At 54.0% G+C, this 20,594-nt stretch carries 17 protein-coding genes and 3 pseudogenes; 11 read left to right on the top strand and 9 right to left on the bottom strand.

The features are described 5' to 3' along the window. Positions 1-23 precede the first annotated feature (23 nt). From CWM61_RS00390 to CWM61_RS00365, 6 genes are all read left to right on the top strand, one after another. Positions 24-869 (top strand): BtpA/SgcQ family protein, encoded by an 846-nt coding sequence (locus tag CWM61_RS00390; RefSeq protein WP_100630442.1) that lies wholly within the window; start codon positions 24-26, stop codon positions 867-869. Next, a complete protein-coding gene (locus tag CWM61_RS00385) occupies positions 869-1,513 on the top strand; it encodes a TenA family protein (protein ID WP_100630440.1) in 645 nt (214 codons plus the stop codon). The genes CWM61_RS00390 and CWM61_RS00385 overlap by 1 nt, the downstream gene beginning before the upstream one ends. Before the next feature lie 377 nt (positions 1,514-1,890). Next, on the top strand, positions 1,891-3,501 hold the full coding sequence (locus CWM61_RS00380) for an ABC transporter substrate-binding protein (protein WP_100630439.1): 1,611 nt from the start codon (positions 1,891-1,893) through the stop codon (positions 3,499-3,501). Continuing rightward, positions 3,479-4,441: an ABC transporter permease gene (locus CWM61_RS00375; protein ID WP_100630437.1), complete on the top strand. Its 963-nt coding sequence runs from the start codon at positions 3,479-3,481 to the stop codon at positions 4,439-4,441. Before CWM61_RS00380 ends, CWM61_RS00375 begins: the two co-directional genes overlap by 23 nt. Further along, positions 4,434-5,297 (top strand): ABC transporter permease, encoded by an 864-nt coding sequence (locus tag CWM61_RS00370; RefSeq protein WP_100630435.1) that lies wholly within the window; start codon positions 4,434-4,436, stop codon positions 5,295-5,297. Before CWM61_RS00375 ends, CWM61_RS00370 begins: the two co-directional genes overlap by 8 nt. Then, the gene (locus CWM61_RS00365; RefSeq protein WP_100630433.1) at positions 5,294-6,967 is read left to right on the top strand and encodes a dipeptide ABC transporter ATP-binding protein; all 1,674 of its coding nucleotides are present in this window, start codon (positions 5,294-5,296) and stop codon (positions 6,965-6,967) included. Before CWM61_RS00370 ends, CWM61_RS00365 begins: the two co-directional genes overlap by 4 nt. A gap of 185 nt (positions 6,968-7,152) precedes the next feature. Here CWM61_RS00365 and CWM61_RS00360 read toward each other — a convergent pair whose 3' ends face one another. The 5 genes and pseudogenes from CWM61_RS00360 to CWM61_RS00340 all read right to left on the bottom strand — a co-directional run bounded on the left by CWM61_RS00360 (position 7,153) and on the right by CWM61_RS00340 (position 12,595). Continuing rightward, the gene (locus tag CWM61_RS00360; protein ID WP_061154586.1) at positions 7,153-8,691 is read right to left on the bottom strand and encodes a DHA2 family efflux MFS transporter permease subunit; all 1,539 of its coding nucleotides are present in this window, start codon (positions 8,689-8,691) and stop codon (positions 7,153-7,155) included. 10 nt (positions 8,692-8,701) lie between these two features. Next, a complete protein-coding gene (locus CWM61_RS00355) occupies positions 8,702-9,880 on the bottom strand; it encodes an efflux RND transporter periplasmic adaptor subunit (protein WP_176713412.1) in 1,179 nt (392 codons plus the stop codon). A gap of 15 nt (positions 9,881-9,895) precedes the next feature. Then, on the bottom strand, positions 9,896-10,351 hold the full coding sequence (locus tag CWM61_RS00350) for a MarR family winged helix-turn-helix transcriptional regulator (protein ID WP_100630432.1): 456 nt from the start codon (positions 10,349-10,351) through the stop codon (positions 9,896-9,898). A gap of 394 nt (positions 10,352-10,745) precedes the next feature. Next, positions 10,746-11,352 (bottom strand): annotated as a pseudogene (locus CWM61_RS00345) (cysteine hydrolase family protein). Positions 11,353-11,392: 40 nt separating this feature from the next. Continuing rightward, positions 11,393-12,595 (bottom strand): MFS transporter, encoded by a 1,203-nt coding sequence (locus CWM61_RS00340; protein ID WP_074385849.1) that lies wholly within the window; start codon positions 12,593-12,595, stop codon positions 11,393-11,395. 85 nt (positions 12,596-12,680) lie between these two features. Between CWM61_RS00340 and CWM61_RS00335 the strand changes: the two genes are divergently transcribed. Together CWM61_RS00335 and CWM61_RS00330 are read left to right on the top strand one after the other, a co-directional pair. Then, on the top strand, positions 12,681-13,331 hold the full coding sequence (locus CWM61_RS00335; RefSeq protein WP_074385850.1) for a GntR family transcriptional regulator: 651 nt from the start codon (positions 12,681-12,683) through the stop codon (positions 13,329-13,331). Between the two features lie 176 nt (positions 13,332-13,507). Beyond that, a complete protein-coding gene (locus CWM61_RS00330; protein ID WP_042947498.1) occupies positions 13,508-14,161 on the top strand; it encodes a LysE family translocator in 654 nt (217 codons plus the stop codon). A 52-nt stretch (positions 14,162-14,213) separates the two neighbouring features. Here the strand turns inward: CWM61_RS00330 and CWM61_RS00325 are convergent. Continuing rightward, positions 14,214-14,726 (bottom strand): annotated as a pseudogene (locus CWM61_RS00325) (ISNCY family transposase); the annotation flags it as partial. A 115-nt stretch (positions 14,727-14,841) separates the two neighbouring features. Between CWM61_RS00325 and CWM61_RS28930 the strand changes: the two are divergent. After that, positions 14,842-15,007 (top strand): annotated as a pseudogene (locus CWM61_RS28930) (hypothetical protein). 453 nt (positions 15,008-15,460) lie between these two features. On the opposite strand, the gene gap reads toward CWM61_RS28930, so the two are convergent. The 3 genes from gap to CWM61_RS00310 all read right to left on the bottom strand — a co-directional run bounded on the left by gap (position 15,461) and on the right by CWM61_RS00310 (position 18,567). Continuing rightward, positions 15,461-16,471 (bottom strand): type I glyceraldehyde-3-phosphate dehydrogenase, encoded by a 1,011-nt coding sequence (gene gap / locus CWM61_RS00320; protein WP_100630430.1) that lies wholly within the window; start codon positions 16,469-16,471, stop codon positions 15,461-15,463. A 78-nt stretch (positions 16,472-16,549) separates the two neighbouring features. After that, complete coding sequence (locus CWM61_RS00315) at positions 16,550-17,530, bottom strand: GlxA family transcriptional regulator (protein WP_100630428.1); 981 nt, start codon at positions 17,528-17,530, stop codon at positions 16,550-16,552. Positions 17,531-17,781: 251 nt separating this feature from the next. Then, entirely contained in the window at positions 17,782-18,567 is a 786-nt protein-coding gene (locus CWM61_RS00310) for a MipA/OmpV family protein (RefSeq protein WP_074385853.1), read from the bottom strand. 124 nt (positions 18,568-18,691) lie between these two features. On the opposite strand from CWM61_RS00310, the gene CWM61_RS00305 reads away from it, so the two are divergent. Next, positions 18,692-19,387, top strand: a complete 696-nt coding sequence (locus CWM61_RS00305) for a response regulator (RefSeq protein ID WP_100630426.1) — start codon at positions 18,692-18,694, stop codon at positions 19,385-19,387. Then, positions 19,384-20,580, top strand: coding sequence for a sensor histidine kinase (locus tag CWM61_RS00300; protein WP_074385855.1), 1,197 nt, complete (start codon positions 19,384-19,386; stop codon positions 20,578-20,580). Before CWM61_RS00305 ends, CWM61_RS00300 begins: the two co-directional genes overlap by 4 nt. The last annotated feature ends 14 nt before the right edge of the window (positions 20,581-20,594 follow it).

Below are 20,594 nucleotides of genomic sequence, written 5' to 3'. Positions count from 1 at the left end.
GTTCCCTTAACAGGATGGATAAGATGGTTGCTATCTCAGCAGAAAAAACGAATGCAATACAAGCTATTTTTTCACGAAGAAAAGCTGTTATTGGTGTTATTCATTGCGACCCATTTCCTGGTTCGCCAAAATATCGAGGAAAATCAGTCTCTGATATTGTTGAACGTGCACTTCGCGATGCTGAAAATTATATTTCAGGTGGTGTTCATGGTCTGATTATTGAAAACCATGGCGATATTCCTTTCTCTAAACCTGAGGACATCGGCCATGAAACCTCAGCGCTGATGGCAGTCATTACCGAGAAAGTTCGTGAGCGTTTTGCTGTGCCGCTGGGTATTAACGTCCTGGCTAACGCGGCGATCCCGGCAATGGCGATCGCTCTGGCGGGAGGCGCCGATTTCGTCCGCGTAAACCAGTGGGCCAACGCCTATATCGCCAACGAAGGATTTATTGAAGGGGCGGCCGCTAAGGCGCTGCGCTACCGCAGTATGCTGCGCGCTGAACATATTCGCGTTTTTGCCGATAGCCACGTTAAGCACGGTAGCCATGCCATTGTCGCCGATCGTTCGATTCAGGAGCTGACGCGCGATGTCGATTTCTTCGAGGCTGACGCGGTGATCGCCACCGGCCAGCGTACGGGCGATAGCGCCACGATGGGGGAAATTGACGAGATCCGCGCGGCGACGGAACTGCCGCTCCTGGTGGGTTCCGGGGTGACGCCGGCTAACGTGAAGCAGATCCTCGGGCGGACTCAGGGGGTCATTGTGGCCAGTACAATGAAGGTCGATGGCGTCTGGTGGAACGATGTTGAGCTGGCCCGGGTGAAGCATTTTATGTCGGTCGCGCAGGCCGCGCTGGAGGAAGCGTAATGGAAGCGTTTAGCGAACGCCTGCTGCGCGAACATCAACCGGCTTGGCAGGCGATGCAGCAGCACCCATTTGTGACTGATATCGAACAGGATCGTCTGCCGACAGCCGCCTTCAACCGCTATCTGGTGTTTGAGGGCAACTTTGTCGCGACGGCAATCGCGATTTTTGCCCTCGGGGTCAGCAAAGCGCCGGGTATTCAACAGCAGCGCTGGCTGATTGGCGTGCTGAATGCCCTGGTTGATATACAGATCGCGTGGTTTGAACAGGTGTTGTCAGCGCGGCAGATCGATCCCGCTGAGTTCCCGGATGATTTGCCCGGGGTACGGCGCTTTCGCGACGGTATGCTGCGGACCGCCCGCGAGGGCAGCTATGAGCAGATTGTGACCCTGATGTTCGGTGCGGAGTGGATGTACTCTTGCTGGTGCCGACGGGCGAGCGAACATTATCAGAGCGATGCTGATTTACGACGCTGGGTGGAAATGCACGCGGAGGACGAATTTTATCAGCAGGCTCTCTGGCTAAAGAACGAACTCGACCGCTGCGCCATGGCGCTGAGTGAAGACGAAAAGCAGGCGTTATCGGCGCTTTACGGCGAGGTGCTGCAGTGGGAAATTGATTTCCATCACGCGGCGTACGAGGAGTAGCCGCGAGGTGGATCACAGGGGGCGCCGGACGCGGCGCCTCCTGAATACCGGTTATATCTCGACGTTCTGCGTCTTGTTGGCGAAACTTACCATTACCGTTAATGCCGATTCTTATTTCACATTTTTATCTTAATAAAGTCGGAGGGTTAATTTAGCTGCCCTCTGACTCTTTTGAGAGAAATAATGGCGGTAGAGAGTTTATATTATTTTATTTGGAGCCTGTAGCTCGGGGCTCTCTTTTTTCTTTTCTTCCCCCTGAAGCAAAAGCTATTTTCAGAAATCGATATAAATTATCCATCGTTACTCGCCGGCGGCTCTCCCCCTACAATGGACTTTAATTGCAAGATATTTAACAAAAACCAGGCCAAGGATAAGGGATGAAACGAAGCATTTATTCACAGAACAGTTTATTGCGCATCAGTCTGCTTTCCGCGCTAACGCTTACTGCCAGCTTCACCGCTCTCGCGCAGGATAAACCTGTCGCGGGGGGTGTGCTGACGGTCGCTCTGGGCAGCGATACCCCGATTATTGACCCCTCTATTACCGCTTATTCCGTCACCGCTCTGGTTACGCGTAACGTCGTGGATTCTCTGGTCGGCCAGGCGGAAGATAACAGCTTTACTCCATGGCTGGCTGAACGCTGGGAAATTAACAACAATAACCGCGAATACACCTTCCATCTTCGCAAGGATGTGACTTTTAGTGATGGCACGAAACTGGATGCTGCGGCGGTAAAATATAACTTTGAACGCATACTCGATCCGAAAACCACCTTCAGTTACTCCAAATCGTTGTTGGGGCCGATTGACGCGATCACTACGCCAGATGAGTACACCGTGGTGATCCGCTATAAAACGCCTTTCGCACCGCTGCTGCAGGGGCTGAGCTTGCCGTATCTCGGTATTCAGTCACCGACTTATCTGCAGAAAACGGCGAATACCAGCAATACCGTGGTCGGTTCCGGTCCCTATATCCTCGAATCGTTTGTCAAAGGCAGCGGGAGTAAACTCAGCAAGCGCGCCGATTACAACTGGGGCCCGGGCTATGCCACCCACAAAGGCCCGGCATGGCTGGATAAGATCGAATTTAAGTACCTGCCGGAGTCAGCGGTGCGGCTAGGCGCGCTGAATAGCGGGCAGGTACAGGTGATCGATGCCATTCCGCCGGTGAATTATGCGCAGGTAAAAAATAACCCGAAGCTGGATGTGATCACCAGGGAAAACCCCGGCGTTCCACGCGTCCTTTATTTGAATAGCGACACAGGGATCTTCAGCGACCTGAAAGTGCGGCAGGCCTTCCAGAGCGCCATCGATCGCACCACTGCCGTTAAAGCCGCGTTCTTTGGCATCCTGAAACCTGCCGACAATATTCTTGGACCAGCGACGCTGGATTACGATCCGGCCATTGCCAGCCAGTGGGGGTTTGATCTGCAAAAAGCCCGCCGTCTTCTGGATGAAGCCGGCTGGCAGCAAACCGATAGCGAAGGCTACCGGGTCAAGGAGGGTAAACGCCTTACTGTGCAATTTACCTACTCTTCAAACGATGTCGAAGCCGCTGACGTGACGCTGTTCCAGGCAATTCAATACCAGGTAAAACAAGTCGGTTTTGAACTGAAACTCGATCCGGTGGATTCAGGCATTCTCAGCAGCCGCACGGCGGCTAACCAGTACGACATTATCTCGAACTATTTTGTTCGCCCGGAGCCGGACATCCTGCGTACCGTTTTCCACTCCAACTATATTCCGCCGAAGGGGAACAACTTCAGCCGCGTAAAAGCGCTGGATAGCCAACTGGAAACCGCTGTCGGTGCCAGCGAAGCCGAGCGTAAACGCATCTACTATGCCATCCAGCACCAGATTATCGATCAGGCCTGGGCGGTGCCAATTTACATCCCGGCATATCAGTTAGGGAAAGCCAAACAGGTGCAGGGCATTAGCTGGGCCACGAACGCGAAGCCGAATTTCTATGATGTCTGGATCCAACGCTAAGCTGCTGGCAGCAGGCAAGCGCCTGCTGACCATTTTCGCCGTGCTGTGGGGCGCGGCAACGCTGACCTTTGTTGCGGTAAAACTGATCCCCGGCGATCCTGTGGCGATTCTGATAGGCAGCGCCAACAGCGTTGTGGATGATAATTTTCGCGAGACGCTGACCCGCCAGTTCGGCCTGGATAAGCCACTGTGGTGGCAATATTTGCGCTACTGTGGTGAGGCGCTGACGGGCAACCTTGGCGTGAGTTACCAGTATCGCCAGCCTGTTGTGCAGGTGATTAGCGCAGCCTTGAAAGAGACGGTGCCGCTGGCCGTCAGCGCCCTGGCGCTGGCGCTGGTACTGGCGGTATTTAACGCATTACTGACAGCCGGACGTCATCCGCGTCTGCGGTCTCTGCTTGCCGGCTTGGAGCTGATGCTGCTTAGCACACCGGTGTACTGGATCGGCATCGTGTTGTTGAGCATCTTCAGTTTCAAACTGCAATGGTTTCCGGTGACCGGTAACGATGGCTGGATCGCCCTTGTGTTGCCGGTGGTGACGCTCAGCCTGCCGCTGGCTGCGACACTCAGCCAGGTGCTGCGTGATGGGCTGGAGGAGGCGCTTTCGCAGCCGTTCGCCATGACCGTGCGTACGCGAGGGGTGAGTGAAACTACGCTGCGCTTACGGCATGCGTTGCGCCATGCCTCGCTGGCGGTGTCGACGCTGACGGGGACGCTGCTGGCCAGCGTATTAGGCGGCTCAATTCTGACCGAAACGGTGTTTGGCCGGGCGGGCCTGGGACAAATCACTCTCGGGGCAATCGAGAACCGCGACATGCCTCTGGTGCTGGGGGTGGTGATGTTCTCTGCGCTGTCGTTTGTGGTGATTAACCTACTGATTGATACCCTTTATTTACTGATCGATCCCCGTCTACGTCTGCGAGGGCATGTTGATGAGTGATCTTTTACTGCGGGTGGCCCGCCGCGACAGGGGGCGCTATCGTAACCCGTGGCTGGCGCCGGGTACCAGCATTCCGTTGTTACTGGTGCTACTGCTCGTGGTGGCGGTGTTTTTTCCATCGCTATTCACACCGTACACCCCCGAACAGATGGATTTCAGCGCGATTTTGCAGCCGCCAGACCTCAGACACTGGTTCGGTACCGACCAGTTGGGGCGTGATGTGTTTACCCGCGCGGTGTATGGCACCTCGCTGTCGCTGAGCATTGGGGTCGGCGCGACCCTGATTGCCAGTGCGGGCGGTATTGTGCTGGGGACACTGGCAGGTCTTGCGCCCAGGGCGGTACGGCAGTTACTCGTGCGACTACTGGACATTATGCTGGCGTTCCCCGATTTGCTGTTGGCGCTGCTGGCTATCACGGTGTTGGGGCGTGGGCCAGAGAATACCCTGCTGGCGGTCGGACTGGCCGGCATTGCTGGCTATGCCAGGCTGGTGCGCGCGCAAGTGTTGCAGGTCAGGTTATCGGGGTATGTGCAGCATGCGGTGGCGCTGGGAGAGCCGCCAATGGTGATTATTTTGCGCCATATTGTGCCCAATACGCTGCGCCCGCTGCTGGTACTGGCAACGGTGGGGATAGGGTATTCCATATTATCCGCCTCGGCCCTCAGTTTCCTTGGACTTGGGGTGACTCCGCCGACGGCGGAGTGGGGCGCATTGCTCTCTGAGGGACGTAATTTTCTCGATAGCGCCCCGTGGGTCAGCCTGCTGCCCGCCAGCGTTGTCGCGCTGTCGGTGATTGCCATTACGCTGTTGGGCCGACGTGTTCAAACCCTTATTGCCAAAGGCGGGATCGCATGACTACAGAGACCTTCCAGCAACCGCTGTTACAGGTGGCGCAACTGAGCGTCAGCTTCCCCTCTCCGCAGGGGGTGATTGAGGCGGTTAACGCCTTATCGTTTGACGTGCATGCCGGTGAAGTCCTGGCTTTAGTGGGCGAGTCCGGTTCGGGTAAATCCGTCACGGCCCGGACATTAGTCGGGCTGGCGGGAGCCGGGGCGGCTGTTCGCGCCGAGTCCCTGATATTGCAGGGGCACGATGGCCTGTCGCAGAATTTACTGGCGTGCGATGCCCGCCGTTGGCAGCAACTACGCGGGCGCGAAATTGGTTTTGTTTTGCAGGATGCACTGACCTCGCTTGATCCGATGCGCCGGATTGGTCAGGAAGTCGCGGAGCCGTTGTTGACGCACCGCCTGGAACGGGGGGCGGCAGTTCGCGAACGCGTGGCGGAGCTGTTAACGCAAACCGGCATCCCCGATCCGCATAACCGGATGGCGCAGTACGCACATGAACTCTCCGGTGGCCTGCGCCAACGTGCGCTCATCGCATCGGCGCTGGCGGCGGGGCCGCGATTACTCATTGCCGATGAACCTACTACCGCACTGGATGCCACCGTACAAAAACAAGTTTTGAATGTATTCAGGGCCCTGGCGGATGCGGGGCATGGCGTGCTGCTGATCACCCATGATTTGTCGGTGGTGGCGGATATTGCCGACCGTGTGGTGGTGATGCGGCAGGGAAAAGCGGTGGAGAGCGGCAAGGTGCGGCAGGTGCTGCATACACCGCAACACCCTTATACCCGCCGTCTGCTGGCGGCCATTCCCTCTGCCGGCACGCGTGGGAAGTGGTTAACAGGAAACGATCCGCTGGGTCAAACGGTAGTGCGGGAGAACATCAGTACCGACAGCACCACACCCGTGCTGGCTGCCGATAACGTATCACTGGCGTATGTTTTGCCGGATGGCCGTCGCTTGCAGGCCGTCAATCAGGTGACGTTAGAGGTCGCGCAGGGCGAAACGCTGGGCATTGTGGGCGAATCCGGTAGCGGGAAGACCACGCTAGGCAAACTGGCGCTGGCGCTGCAGGCACCGCAACAGGGCGAGATCCTTCTCGCTGGGCAACCATGGAGCAGGCTGACAGAACGTCAGCGGCAGCCGTTGCGGGCGCGTATCCAGACGATTGTGCAGGATCCGCTGGGTTCATTTAATCCGCAATATAACGTGGCGCAATTGCTGCAACAGCCTCTGCGCCTGCATACGACGCTCACAGCCGCGGACCGGTTGTCACGTGCGCAGGCGTTGCTGGCGCTGGTTGGTTTAAGTCCCGATCTGTTGACGCGACGTCCGGCCACGCTTTCCGGTGGGCAGCGGCAACGTATCGCCATTGCCCAGGCCCTGGCCTGCGAGCCGGATATTCTGATTTGCGACGAGCCGGTGTCGGCGCTGGATGTCACCACCCAGGCGCAAGTGTTGGATTTATTGGTAGCGTTGCAACGCCGTTTGCATCTGTCAATGCTGTTTATCTCTCATGATCTGGGCGTGGTGCAGCATATGAGTCATCGTATTGTGGTGATGAAAGACGGCGAGGTAGTCGAAAGCGGCAGTGTGGATCAAATTTTTCAGGCGCCACGCCATCCGTGGACTCGACAATTGTTATCAGCTGTTGGGCAGACGCCGCTGCGAAATAACTGAGCAGTAAACGTCAAACACCGTTATCAGAATTGGGGTCAATGTTATTCAACACTCTTATCATCTCCAGAACCCGTTCCAGGCGGTCTTACGTGATAAAGGGCAGGGAAGAGGCACTGGCCCGGCGCTCGATAGTGCCATCCGTACACAGTGCTCGTTCAGCGAAGTTTGCCCGTGTGAATTTCAGTTTAGTGACCTGTTGCGGGGGCGCCTGGCATACCCGATTTCACGAACGGCGGGCGGGTGAACCAGATGATGATAATCAGCGCCATAAAGCCCCAGCCGAGCACCCAGAAATAGTCGATTGTCGACATCATGTAGGCCTGCTGGGTAACCACCTGGTCAATCATCGCAAGATGCTGCTGCGTCGGGCCACCCATCTTATTTACGTAATCCATAGCCGCCGGGTTGTACTGTGTCACGCTCTCGGTCAGATTCGCGTGGTGGAAAACTTCACGGCGCTGCCAGATCCATGTGGTTAACGATGAGGCAAAGGAGCCGCCGAGTACGCGAAAGAACGTGGCCAGTCCTGAGCCTTCCGCCACTTCGTTACCGTGCAGATTCGACAGCACAATGGTGGTCAGCGGCATGAAGAAGAAGGCCACGCCAATCCCCATAAACATCTGCACGCTGGCGATGGTGCGGAAATCCACGTCAGTATTGAACTGCGCGCGCATCAGACAGGATGCCCCCATTGTCAGGAATGACACTGAGCATAAAATTCGCAAATCCACTTTGGTGGCGTAACGTCCGATAACCGGCGTCAGCACCAGTGGTAAGAAGCCCATCGGCGCAGCGGCGAGGCCAGCCCAGATAGCCGTGTAGCCCATCTGGGTCTGCAACCACTGCGGCAGAATAATGTTGATGGCAAAGAACGCGGCATAGCCCAGCATCAGCGCCAACGTGCCGATGGCGAAGTTGCGGTCTTTGAACAGACGCAGGTTCACAATCGGGTGACGTTCGTCCAGCTCCCACATCACAAAGCAAATCAGGCTGATCGCCGAGACAATAGACATCACGATAATGGGCGTAGAAGAGAACCAGTCTTCGTCGTTGCCCTTATCCAGCACCACCTGCAGTAGGCCCACGCCAAGCACCAACAGCGCGATGCCAATATAGTCGACAGGCGATGACTGCGTTGTTTCTTCACGCATGCGCAGCTGCGACCAGACCACGATAGAGGCGAAAATCCCAATCGGCACGTTGATGTAGAAGATCCACGGCCAGGAGTAGTTATCGGTAAGCCAGCCGCCGGTGATAGGCCCCACGATAGGCGCCACCACGGTCACCATCGACAGCAGCGCCAGCGCCATGCTGCGTTTCATCGGCGGGAAGATAACCAGCAACAGCGTCTGACACATCGGGAACATCGGCCCGGCGAAAAAGCCCTGCAGCGCACGGAAGATGATGAGCTCCGTCATGCTGTGGGCGAAGCCGCACAGAAATGATGTCAGGGTAAAGAACATCACCGAGGCGATAAACAACCGCAGTTGCCCGAATCGGCGGGTAAACCAGCCTGTCAACGGTAGAGCAATAGCGTTACACACCGCAAAAGAGGTGATAACCCATGTCCCCTGATCGGCGCTAACGCCCAGGTTGCCGGAGATAGTCGGCAGCGCCACGTTGGCGATGGTGGAGTCCAGCACCTGCATAAAGGTCGCCAGCGACAGGGCAAGCGTCGCCAGGAACAGGCTGGGGGGCGTAAAGGCTGCCTTCGGCTCTGACATAGCTTCTCTCTTAGCGCTGGGCTACAGCGCTGGTGTTGTCATGAAGGATTTTCGCCACCAGTTTATCGGCTGCTTCCATTGGCGTTTCATACACATCGGTACGGAATCGCGGCTGTTCGACGGTTTTTTGTGGCAGAAGGTGACCACCCTGATTGCGGATATCCACCTCAGCGTTCATCGACAGACCCACACGCAGCGGATGCTTCTGCATGTCATGTGGATCAAGCGTGATGCGTACCGGCAGGCGTTGGACGATTTTGATCCAGTTGCCGCTGGCGTTCTGGGCTGGCAACAGTGAGAATGCGCTACCGGTACCTATGCCGAGACTTTCGATGGTGCCGTGATATTTCACGTTATCGCCATAGAGATCCGCATTCAGCTCTACTTTTTGCCCAATGCGCATGTCCCGCATTTGGCTCTCTTTAAAGTTGGCATCCACCCACACTTCATTCAGCGGCACGATGGCAAGCAGCGTGGTGCCGGAGGTGACACGCATCCCGAGCTGCACAGCACGTTTAGCGACGTAACCACTGACGGGCGCAACAATGGTGCTGCGGGAGTTATCGAGATAGCGTTGGCGCAGCGTCGCAACGGCGGTTTTGACTTCAGGATGGTTATCCACCACGGTGTCATCAACCATCGCCTGATTGGTTTTAAGCGCTTGCTCTGCAGCCAGTAAATCGCTTTGCGCGCTGGTCACGGCATCACGGTAGTGCGCCAGATCTTCCACCGCAATGGCGCCGGAACTGACAATTTTTTCCCGGCGCACGTAGTCACTTTTCGCTGTTTGCAGGGCTACTTTTTTGGCAGCAACTTGTGCACGGTAGTTGTCGGCGGTGCTGTAGAGGCCACGCACCTGACGCACTGTGCTGGCGAGGCTGGCTTCTGCCTGCTGCAGGGCGATGGCGGTATCGCTTGGGTCCAGCAGAACCAGGGGCTGGCCTTTTTCGACATAATCGCCTTCATCCACGGTCACCTGAGTCACGGTACCGGTGATTTGCGGTGTCAGGGTGACCTGATTTCCGTTGACGTAAGCATCGTCGGTGCTCTCGTAATAGCGGGCGTAAAGCAGATACCAGGCCAGACAGCCTCCTGCCGCGAGGATCAGGATCAGCAATAAAATGGCGAAGTTTCTTGTACGCTTGCCTGGGCGTTTGTCCGAGGGAGGCGCGTTATTTTCCATAGACATAACCGGTGACCTTAATTAGCGATGGGGGGCCGTGAATTCATCGGGCAGCATTTTGATAAGAATATCTGCGAGCTGCCGGGATTCTTCGGGCGTCAGACGCGCCGTTAAGTCCGCGAGGATGGTATTCCGTGCTTCATTCTGAAACGTATTGCACAGCGTCTGACCTTTTGCCGTCAGGGCCAGGATCACCTGGCGCTTGTCGTGCGGATTCGGGCGGCGCTCGACCAGGTCGTTCTTCACCATACGTGCAACCATACGGCTCATTGCCCCGGTATCCATCTGCAGGCTCTTGCAGATTTCTGCCGGGCTGGTGTTACCTTTAAAGATATTAATCAATACTTTAAATTGCGGTGCGGTAATGCCGCTATCGGCAAAGTAATGGCCGATAAGCAGGTCCTTAAACTGGTTTGCCAGATGGAAAAGCAAACCCAGATGCAGGTTTTTATGGGAAGAGTCGATTGGGGTATTCATGATAGCTGCCTGGTCAGTAATTAACATGATAATTACTGCCTGGTCACCAATTGTCAAATTAGGTCAACAGAAAGCACACATATTGACAAATGGAGGAGGGCGATAAGCGTATTACGATCACTCGAACCCGTGATGCCCGCAGACATCAATTTGGATGAGCTCTGTGGTACAGGCCCGACGCGGGCGTGGTTGATGTACGCGCGGCCGTAACTTGCCAGGGATCCATAAAGCAGTTGTGTCATCAGCTGGCGTACTGTCGGGCCAACATCAGCGTAATAGTTCAGATGTCCGGGGCAGGGCAAAGATGAAATTTCCGCTCTGTGCCATGAGCGGACGTTCAGATGACCGGGCATTCCCAGTCATCTCTTCTCAGTACACTGCGTTTATTTTGACGTCAGAAATTCATATTTTTATGCCCATCCTTCTGATATTTCAGATGAACTGGTAACGAACGCGTGTTGAGGTAGAATTTTTTCAAGTAAAAACATATTGGTGTCATGATCTGGATCGGCGCAGCAATCACTCACAACGATAAGGCGGTAATCCAGGTCAAAAGCTTGCCCGACTGTAGAAAGCACCACACCACTGGTAGTCACACCGGTAAGAATCAGGTTTTCAATGCCTTGAGCACGTAGGATCATATCAAGTTCGGTAAACGAGAAAGCTCCGACTCTGCGCTTAACGATGACGACCTCATTTTTTGTCGGAGCGACATCAGCATGAATAGCCGTGTTCTCGTTGTCAGCCATAAAAATTCCATTCTCTTTAATCGAAGAGAAGATCGTGTTGTTTTTACTGACCTCTGGATACCCCTTGCGGAATCCGACACTGACATAAATGACCGGTATGCCTGCCGTGCGTGCAGCGGCTATCAGTGATGCGGTATTGCTGATAATGATTCCAGCGCTTTCTTGCGGGAGGAAATTGTTAAGAATGATCGTCTGAAAATCCATCACCAGAAGAGCGCTGTTTTTACTGATGTTACTGAGTTGATTTGACATAAAATTTCCGAAGATTGTAGATGACGGGTAATGAAGTCAGTCAGCGCGTTGCTGACTGGCGATGTATTTTAAAGTTCCAGGCAGCTCCGGTTAGCAGGATGCAGCTGGTTGCCAGAAATACGGCTCGCATACCGACATGCCCGCCGACAAAGCCGCCAATCAGTGGCCCGATGAACTGGCCTGCGAACTGCGCTGCGACGGAATAGCCTAGAATGCTGCCCACCATACTTTCTGGTACGCGGTGGCGTATCACTGCTGCAATACAAGGCAATAAGCCGCCGAGCGCCAGTCCCATCAGGAAACGCAGGGCAATCAGTTGCCACCCGGAGGTGACAAATGCCTGAGGGATCAGCAATACACCGGCCGCAGTCAGCGCCAGCGTGATAATGCGTAAATGTCCTATCCTGTCTGCCACTTTTCCAAGCCATGAGGCGGAAATAATGCTCCCCAGAGCCGCTGCTGCCATCACATATCCCGCAACTTTTGTTATCTGAGAAGCCTCACTGACGAGAGTGCGCACGTAGACCGTGATAATGGGCTCTATCGACATATTGGCCAGCATCAGCAGCAGACCGGTGCAAAGCATGCAGATAACCACAGTACGGGCATGCAACTGGGACCAGCTCACTCCCGTTTTTGCCACTGTATCCTCAGGCTTTTGCACCTTTTCGCGAATGAGGGTGAGGGTCATGATAAAGGACAGAAATATCAGCGCACCTGCACAGAAAAACGTAGTTCGAATACCGATCAGGCCAGGAAGCCATCCTCCCGCAAGTGGACCGACAAGATTTCCAGCCATTACACCGGATGAAACAATCCCCAGCGCCCAGGCTGCACGGCCTCTGGGAGCCTGGACTGCGATAAGAATTGTTGCGCCGGATGAGTAGCCTCCCGCCAGGCCAACTAGCAACCTTAGTCCGACAAGTTGCCATATATTTGTCACCAGCCCCATAAGCGAAACAGTAACCGCCATGCCAAGACTGGCTCTTACTAGCATTGACTTGCGTCCATATCTGTCACCGAGTTTCCCCCAAACGGGGGCGATCAACCCGGCAGTGATAAACGTTGCGCTGAATGCTACACCAGACCATTGAACGACCGCGGCATGCCCGCTAACACCCAGCTCTTCGACATACAAAGGCAGGAATGGCAGCATAAGGGTCATTGCGAAGACGGTTGAGAATGAGCCAATGAAGCAAACGAGTAGGTTTCGCTGCCAGAAGCTGTTATAGAATTGGGTCATAGAAACACTCTTTTCTGGTATACCATATTGGTATACCATATCGATTGCGCATCTTACTGTCAATTTACGGGAGAACATTGTCGTTATGAGTCAGGCATCAGAAGTTGAAAACCAACTGAGAAAACTGATACTCAGCATGGATCTGGGACCAGGAGAACGGATTACCGAGCGCTGGGCTGAAGCAACGTTTAACGCATCCCGGACGCCTGTGCGGGCCGCATTACAAAAAATGGAGTCAGAAGGTCTGGTCTGTCGTGACGGGCTACGCTGGTTAGTGGCACCGATCGATGTCGGTGAAGTTGAACAGCTGTGTATTTATCGGGAAGTACTGGAAGTGGCAGCATTAAAACTATCAGCCAGCCAGATGACGGAAGAACAACTCAATGGTCTGGAAAACCTGCTTAAAACGAATACTGCTGATATATCAGAAGAGATGATGGACGATGTCGGGACACGATTCCATCTACAGCTAGCCCGTCTTTGTCAGAATGCGTTTATTTTCGAAGGGGTAAGTGATGCCCTGCGCCGGCTTTCACGGGCACGATGGCTCGACAAAGCACCATCGAATCCCGCATGGGAGGATCATCAAGAGATAATAGCTGCGCTTAGGTCGCAGAAGACTGAAAAAGCGGCAGAATTACTCGCCGTTCATCTCAGCGAAAGCCGCCTTCGCCTACTGGAAGCCATCAATTCAAATAGACGTAGCCTGAGGGCAAGGGGTATTGCAATTTCCTGATTAAGTTACGAATTTACAGGACAAAATGGCAAACGTCCGCTTCTCGCTCATAGCGGACCTTCAACTCAGGTAGCTTGTCTGCTCTGTGCCAAAAGCTGACGCTCCAGTACATTCCGCTTTCGGCTCGAATCGGACTGAGATAACGTAGCGGAAATATTTTTCCGGACTCCACCACGATGCCTTCTATCGAAACGTTTATCACTTTTCTTCTCGCGCTGACGCTTCTGGAGATTTCTCCGGGGCCAGACATGATGCTGACTATTGCCCGAGGCGTCGGTCAGGGAAGACGTATCGCACTGCTTACGGTACTGGGCAATGTATTTGTAGCGGGTTTTGTGCAAGTTTCATTTCTGGTCCTGGGGCTGGTAACCGTTGTTCATGCCTGCCCAGTCGCGCTAGATCTGTTACGGTGGGCTGGTGCGGCTTATCTGATGTGGCTGGGCATAAAAATGATTGCGACTTCAGGCACAGATACGCGGCTGCGAAAAACTGCCAAAATTTCTGACTGGAGTGCCGTTAAGGAAGGCGCCCTGAACAGCCTGACTAACCCAAAATCCCTGCTGTTCATGTTCGCTTTTCTTCCTCAGTTTGTCGATCCTGCCGCGGGTCCTGTCTGGCTGCAATTGCTTGTTCTGGGTAGTATCCAGAAGCTGGCAGGAATTATTTCCCTGGGATCAGTCGCGATGGCATCAGGGACATTTGGAAACTGGCTAAGTAAACACCCAGGCTTTATCAAATGGCAGGAACGATTTACAGGCGTTGTCATGATAGGCCTCGGTATCCGCATGTTGTTTAGCGGGTCTGGTGTCGTATCGAAACCTTCCAGTTAAGTTTTACCGAAAGGGTAAAGCCACTGTCCGCTCTTCGCTCAAAGCGGACATGATCAATTTCCTGAAGACGATCATAAGTGGAGTAGGGAAGGATGACTCCGTTTAGCCGGAGTTCTTTCCGGCCATCCGGGTAATGCCAGACCTCAATGTACTTTCCAATAGATCGGCGGCTTAACTCATTATCTTCAATCAGATAGAGTACTTTTTCATACTGCACCGTCAGGGATTTTGAAACACGACGCGGTTCCCGCCATGTGAAAGATGCGGCCATATCATCGTCATTCTCAAGTGGCCGATGCACATCAAAGTCATGCCGGGGCGCTTTCGCAAAACGTCGGTTGTAATCAGCCATAATCGCACGGCCAAACTGGGTATAACCATCGCCGCCGGTGGCATTTTTATTGTTGATTCTGAAGACGCTGGCTTTGTCGCTATACAATGCCAGTGGTTTGCCATGCTTTTTCAGATAGCCCCTGGTGGCTTCAAAATAGGTGAAGGTCGATTCCGATTTCACGAAGCGAAGCTGCATCAGGCGACTCGTCGCATCGTCGACGTAGACCAGTGCGATGGTGAATCTACGAGTAACTTATCCAGGAGAAAACCTTACAACTTAGCCACCACAATATTAGTGCGCATAATGTATATTATGTTAAATGCATTGTCTTGCTCAATAACGTCGTATGGCTTTTAACAATCACTTCGCCCACTACAGCCTGTTCTCCTACAGTAACTGCCAGGTTAATTCATTCAGGCACACCTGCAGCTTGTACTGTCCAGCATATCTTACTGCCTGTTGCATTTTCTGACCGAGCGCGTCACGGGATGCCAGATGAAATGCTAAGTTGATAGCGCGCAGTCTGTAGTGTGTATCAACCAGGCCTTTATCAGCCACAGACGTGATTCTCAAAAAGGCGCCAGCATCGTTTACGCACTCGAATGGCGAGTTCCAATCGCGTCCATAAACAGAGGCGCCAGCTGAAGTTGAATGGTGTACTGAAGATAAATGGCACCTTCGCCCAACGCAGCCGGCTTCCATGTTGACAGGTTCTGTCGCAACTCCCCTTTCCCTTGAATAGTTTGCGTTGATTAGCTACCACCAGGTAGCAACTGGCCACAACATATCGCAATTCCGTTCATCACCGAAAGCATAAATGCTCTCTCGGGCATTTATGCTTTTATATCGCGGTCAAATAGATTTGTTATGTTTAATCTATGAATGATAATCGTTATCCTTTGTGGCCACTATTCATCCAGCTGAATTGCGTATACTTTTACAGATGAATAAAAATGCACAGTGGATTAGCTTTCACGCTTTGCCATCATCAATGCCAGGTCAACGAGACGATTAGAGAATCCCCATTCATTGTCGTACCACGCCAGAATTTTGACCATATTACCGCCAATCACCAGCGTTGATAGGCCGTCGATAATCGACGAGTGTGGGTCTCCCTGGTAATCGCTGGAGACGAGTGGTTCATCGCTATAACCAAGGATCCCTTTCAAAGGTCCCGTTGCGGCGGCTTCGCGAAAAGCAATGTTCACCTCTTCAACCGTCACATCTCGCTCAAGCGTGACGGTCAGGTCAACAATGGACACCACCGGCACAGGGACGCGTAGCGAGTAGCCCGTTAAACGGCCATCCAGCTCAGGAATAACTTTACCCAGAGCCTTCGCTGCGCCGCTGGAGTAAGGAACAATCGACAATGCTGCGGCGCGAGCCCCGCGCAGATCTTTTTCCGGCTGATCGTGCAGCGCCTGGCTGTTGGTGTAGGCATGGGTGGTGTTCATCAGACCATGTTTAATACCGAAATGCTGGTGCAGGACCTGCGCAGCAGGTGCAAGACCATTGGTGGTGCAGCTTCCGTTGCTTATCACGTAGTGTTTATCCGGGGAGTAGAGGCTCTCATTAACGCCCATCACAATGGTTAAATCATCGTTTTTACCAGGGGCAGAGATAATCACGCGCTTCGCGCCACCGCTGTGGATATGTACAGCTGCCTTTTCACGGTCAGTGAATAATCCTGTAGCCTCAATAACGATGTCGACTTCACGCTGACGCCACGGAATACTCGCCGGGTTGCGTTCACTGAATACGGTAATGGGTTTACCATCAACAACAAGCCCCCCTTCACCAGCGGTGACCTCTGCATCCAGCTTACCGAGCAGCGAGTCATATTTCAGCAGATGCGCCAGCGTTTTGCTGTCCGTCAAATCGTTGATCGCCACAATTTGAATATCCGGATTATCCAGTGCTGCGCGCAGTACATTGCGTCCGATACGGCCAAAACCGTTAATGCCGACCTTTACCATAATTAACTCCTTATCTATTATCTCTGGAGTCAGATTAGGACGGATAGGTTTTGGCGTAAATGACAAAAAAGGATCACTTTACGCCATTTTACGGCAGTGAAATCGTTGACGATATTCACCTGGAGTGAGGTTAAGCTGTTTTTCAAACAATCGTCGCAGGTTAATGCTGCTGCCAAATCCCGTTTGCTCGGCGATACGATCCAGCGTCTCGTTAGTCTGCTCCAAACGCTGCCGTGCGGCGGCCAGGCGGGCTTCCGCGACGTAGCGCGCCGGGGAAGCACCGGTTTCCCGGGTAAAGACGCGGGTGAAATTTCGCGGACTCATGGCGACTTTTTCCGCCAGCTTATCTACGCTGAGGTCGGCGGTGAGGTTTTCGAGCAACCACGCCAGCAGATCGTTAATCGGGCCCTGGGAGGTGGTCTGCTGAAGGTTATAGCGGCTAAACTGTAGCTGGCCTCCGGGTCGACGCAGATACATGACGAAGTCCTGGGCGATATCGCGCGCCAGGCTGAAGCCGTAATCTTCTTCAACCAGCGCCAGCGTAAGATCAAAGCCGGAACTGACCCCGCCAGAGGTCCAGATATGTTCGTCCTGAATATAGAGCGGCCCGCCCTCGACGCGGACCTGCGGGAATTCCGCCTGCATGGTTTCCAGCAGTTTCCAGTGGGTAGTGGCCCGTCTGCCGTCCAGCAGTCCGGTTTGCGCCAGCAGCATCGCGCCGCCGCAAATGGAGGCTATGCGGCGGGCATGGGGAGCGGCAAGGCGCAGCCAGTCAACCACCGCCATCCCTTCATGCGGGTTTTGACCTCTGCCGGTAATCATGATGGTATCGCGGGGTTCACGCGGGTCAATCTCATGCAGGCGATGATCGGCCAGCAGATTTAAACCGGACTGACCATGGATAACCTGATGCGGTTGAGTTGTCGCTAGCTTGACCTGGTAGCAGATTTCCCGGGCACCTTCCGGGTGCAGGCGGTTGGCCTGCATCAGAATGTCAGCAATACCGGCGGATTCAAACAGCATGCCGCCATCGGGTACAATAATAAGTATCTTTTTCATGTCATGAAAAGTAATCTTTTTACAGAATAAGTCAACACGACAAACTCAAAGAATAAATTTTACTGTCGAAAGCACTGGATTCTGATGGATGTAAAAATCTGAAGGCTCGGAAAGAGTGGACACGCGGACCACGCTCGGCCTTCCGGCGCGGTTAACATCATGTCTCGCTTCTGGTTCCGTATCTGCCAAACAATGCTGACTCACTGAATGTTAACCTTTCCCGGCAAATCGCACGCCGCGCTTTCTCCGTCCTAAAATGTCCAAATGACAGCAACTGTCAGTGCCACCTCGTTACGTCGTAACACGATCGGGCTCTCATTTGCATGCTCCCCAAGCCAGGTATAGTCAGCGCTCAGGAGCGTGCCCCAGTGGGCATCAAACTGGTGACTCCAGGTCAGACTGTTGTCTATGCCATAAAATCCCCCCGGTGCTGAATAGCGGCTATAACCTGAGCGCTGGCTCTGCTGCGGATCCACACCATACCAGGTATTCAGGTAACGGTTGTCGGCAAACAGGGCCGCCGTTTGAAAGGCGACCGTGTCATGGTCAGTTTGTACAGGGAGCAACGTTAAGGATGCCTGGTAGCTTACCCCCTGGCTGTCCGTTAAAGGCAGCGTCGCTTTGCCTTCAACACTTAGCCAGGAAAAAGCCTGCCAGCCGACGGCAAGGGCCGTGTTCAGGGAGACGTCAATGTCTCCCATCCCTTTCAGATTATTTGCCCCTGCCCGCCAGCTGGCGTTTTTATCCGCCCTTCCCAGATCGTATCCCAGCGTATGTTCAAAGTACCAGCCGCTGGCGTTCTGCAGGTCATATCCCACCCCTTTCTGCGTATCAATAAAGAAAGCGCCGTTACGCCCCTGAAGTACAGGAACCACCTGCCATACCTGCTTGTCTGAACCTGAGTATCGTGGAGTGTAGTGGCCTCCCAGCCCAATGGTGAAGGCGCCGGAAGAAGTGTCATCATTTGCCTGTACGCCGGATGTCATGGCCGTCAAAAGCGGTACGGTCATATACAGGGCTTTTTTTATCGCTATCATACTGTTCTCCTCACAGACGCCGGCTTCTCCTGAGGCAGGAGCTGCCACAAAATGTTGGCGCAGTATGATTTGGCAAAATCAATGAATCGTCGGGATAGTGTTAAGAAACGGTCAAGGTGAATGGATGTTGTCCAGAAGAGTGCTGATTATTGAAGATGACGCCGATGCGGCTGGCGTGCTCGAAGCCTACTTACGCCGTGAAAATTACGATGTCGCCATTACCGGAGATGGTCTTTCCGGGCTGGATATGGCGCACCGGTGGAAACCCGATCTGATCCTGCTGGATGTGATGCTTCCAGGGCTTAACGGCACCGAAGTCCTGGCTGGCCTGCGCCGTAAAAATGATGTTCCGGTGATCATGGTCACCGCCATGGGAGATACACCCGATCGTATTGGCGCCTTGCGCTATGGCGCTGATGATTATGTTGTTAAGCCTTACCATCCGGGAGAAGTTGTGGCTCGGGTGCAGGCGGTACTGCGCCGCAGCAATAAAACAGAAACAAAGGAAGAGATCCTTCGCTGGCAATCGCTTGAAGTGGATGTTACGGCCATCGTGGCGAGCATTATCGACGGGAACACCACACCGCGGACGTTGGATCTGACCCCAACCGAATTTTCACTACTGACCACGCTTATGCGCTCTCCTTCACGTCCTTTTTCCCGCCAGCATTTACTGGAGCACTGTTTGCCGGAAAGTGAAGCCCTGGAGCGCGTGGTGGATACCCATGTTTATAACCTGCGTAAAAAACTCGAGGCGGCGGGTATTTCCGGCGTGCTGGTTAACGTTCGCGGCGTAGGCTACAGGTTCAGACAACCATGACAAAAACCCGCTACTCCTCCCTGTGGCGCTGGATTTGCGCACGTATATTAGCGCTGGCCATCGGAAGCGTAATTGTCATTGCGACCTGTATGTGGCTACGTTATGCGGTGCAGAATTACTGGAACATAGGCAGAATGCCGGCATCGGTCCGACAAGAGTTTCTTGCGCTCAGCCAGAACCCGCAGGCGAACCCGGCGCGCTTCCATCAAATCGTCGATACCTGGTGGGGGTTGAGTTATTCAACCCCATCCATCGCCTCGGCGGACTGGGTCACCGTGGCGTTACTGGTCCTGGTCATGATCCCTTTTATTGTGGTGATGGGATTGCGATATGCCAGGCCACTGGCGCTGCAGTTCAGCCGACTGCGTGATGCGGCAAAGGACGTCGCCGAAGGGCAATTTGGCCGCCAGGCTGAGCTCATCAGGAATGCGCCGGCTGAAATGGTCAGCTTTGCCAGTGACTTTAATGCCATGACGGGGAAACTGGCCCGCTATGAAAAAGAGTTACGTACCTCTCATGTGGCCATGGCGCATGAACTTCGCTCCCCCCTGACTGCCGCTATCGGACGTTTGCAGGGCATGCTGGATGGTGTGTTTGATGCCAGCCCGGAACAACTGGCCATGGTAATGAAACAGCTTCAGCACCTGAATCGCCTGACCGATGAACTTCATCTGCTCTCGCTGTCTGATGCCGGGAATTTGGTGCTGGAAAACGAACCCTTTCGTCTGGATGAGCTGCTTAAGGAACGGGCGACATGGATCATGCCCCAGGCTGATGCACATCGTTTTACAATCAGGCTTCATCATTCTCAGGCGTGTCCCTTCAAAGGCGATACGTTCCGTATGGGCCAGGTTTTCACCATCCTTATGGAAAATGCCCTCCGTTACGGGCGTCATGGCGGTCATCTTGATGTCACGCTGCACTACGCCAGCGGGAAATATTGCCTCGAATTTCGCGATGACGGCCCGGGGGTATCCTCCCAGTTCCTACCGGAAATGTTCAACCGTTTTAGCCGGGAGGAGCAGTCGCGTGCCCGCCACTCCGGCGGCAGCGGTCTCGGTTTGTCGATTGCTCGCGCGATTTGTCAGGCCCATGGCGGCAGTATCAGCGCGTCGTTACCTGAAACCGGCGGACTCGCAGTCAGCCTTTTGTTACCCTGGACGTCGTCTGAGATGGAAAATAGCCGCTCTTGATAATACCTTGACGA

Origin of the sequence: Klebsiella sp. K-Nf6 (assembly GCF_002806655.1) — a bacterium.
In the GTDB taxonomy this organism is placed as follows: domain Bacteria; phylum Pseudomonadota; class Gammaproteobacteria; order Enterobacterales; family Enterobacteriaceae; genus Klebsiella; species Klebsiella variicola.
This window is presented reverse-complemented; position numbering and strand designations above follow the sequence as displayed.

Coding starts and splice junctions, on each gene's coding strand:
- CWM61_RS00390 (WP_100630442.1), top strand. CDS start 24: ATGGTTGCTATCTCAGCAGAAAAAACGAATGCAATACAAGCTATTTTT.
- CWM61_RS00385 (WP_100630440.1), top strand. CDS start 869: ATGGAAGCGTTTAGCGAACGCCTGCTGCGCGAACATCAACCGGCTTGG.
- CWM61_RS00380 (WP_100630439.1), top strand. CDS start 1,891: ATGAAACGAAGCATTTATTCACAGAACAGTTTATTGCGCATCAGTCTG.
- CWM61_RS00375 (WP_100630437.1), top strand. CDS start 3,479: ATGATGTCTGGATCCAACGCTAAGCTGCTGGCAGCAGGCAAGCGCCTG.
- CWM61_RS00370 (WP_100630435.1), top strand. CDS start 4,434: ATGAGTGATCTTTTACTGCGGGTGGCCCGCCGCGACAGGGGGCGCTAT.
- CWM61_RS00365 (WP_100630433.1), top strand. CDS start 5,294: ATGACTACAGAGACCTTCCAGCAACCGCTGTTACAGGTGGCGCAACTG.
- CWM61_RS00360 (WP_061154586.1), bottom strand. CDS start 8,691: ATGTCAGAGCCGAAGGCAGCCTTTACGCCCCCCAGCCTGTTCCTGGCG.
- CWM61_RS00355 (WP_176713412.1), bottom strand. CDS start 9,880: ATGTCTATGGAAAATAACGCGCCTCCCTCGGACAAACGCCCAGGCAAG.
- CWM61_RS00350 (WP_100630432.1), bottom strand. CDS start 10,351: ATGAATACCCCAATCGACTCTTCCCATAAAAACCTGCATCTGGGTTTG.
- CWM61_RS00340 (WP_074385849.1), bottom strand. CDS start 12,595: ATGACCCAATTCTATAACAGCTTCTGGCAGCGAAACCTACTCGTTTGC.
- CWM61_RS00335 (WP_074385850.1), top strand. CDS start 12,681: ATGAGTCAGGCATCAGAAGTTGAAAACCAACTGAGAAAACTGATACTC.
- CWM61_RS00330 (WP_042947498.1), top strand. CDS start 13,508: ATGCCTTCTATCGAAACGTTTATCACTTTTCTTCTCGCGCTGACGCTT.
- gap (WP_100630430.1), bottom strand. CDS start 16,471: ATGGTAAAGGTCGGCATTAACGGTTTTGGCCGTATCGGACGCAATGTA.
- CWM61_RS00315 (WP_100630428.1), bottom strand. CDS start 17,530: ATGAAAAAGATACTTATTATTGTACCCGATGGCGGCATGCTGTTTGAA.
- CWM61_RS00310 (WP_074385853.1), bottom strand. CDS start 18,567: ATGATAGCGATAAAAAAAGCCCTGTATATGACCGTACCGCTTTTGACG.
- CWM61_RS00305 (WP_100630426.1), top strand. CDS start 18,692: ATGTTGTCCAGAAGAGTGCTGATTATTGAAGATGACGCCGATGCGGCT.
- CWM61_RS00300 (WP_074385855.1), top strand. CDS start 19,384: ATGACAAAAACCCGCTACTCCTCCCTGTGGCGCTGGATTTGCGCACGT.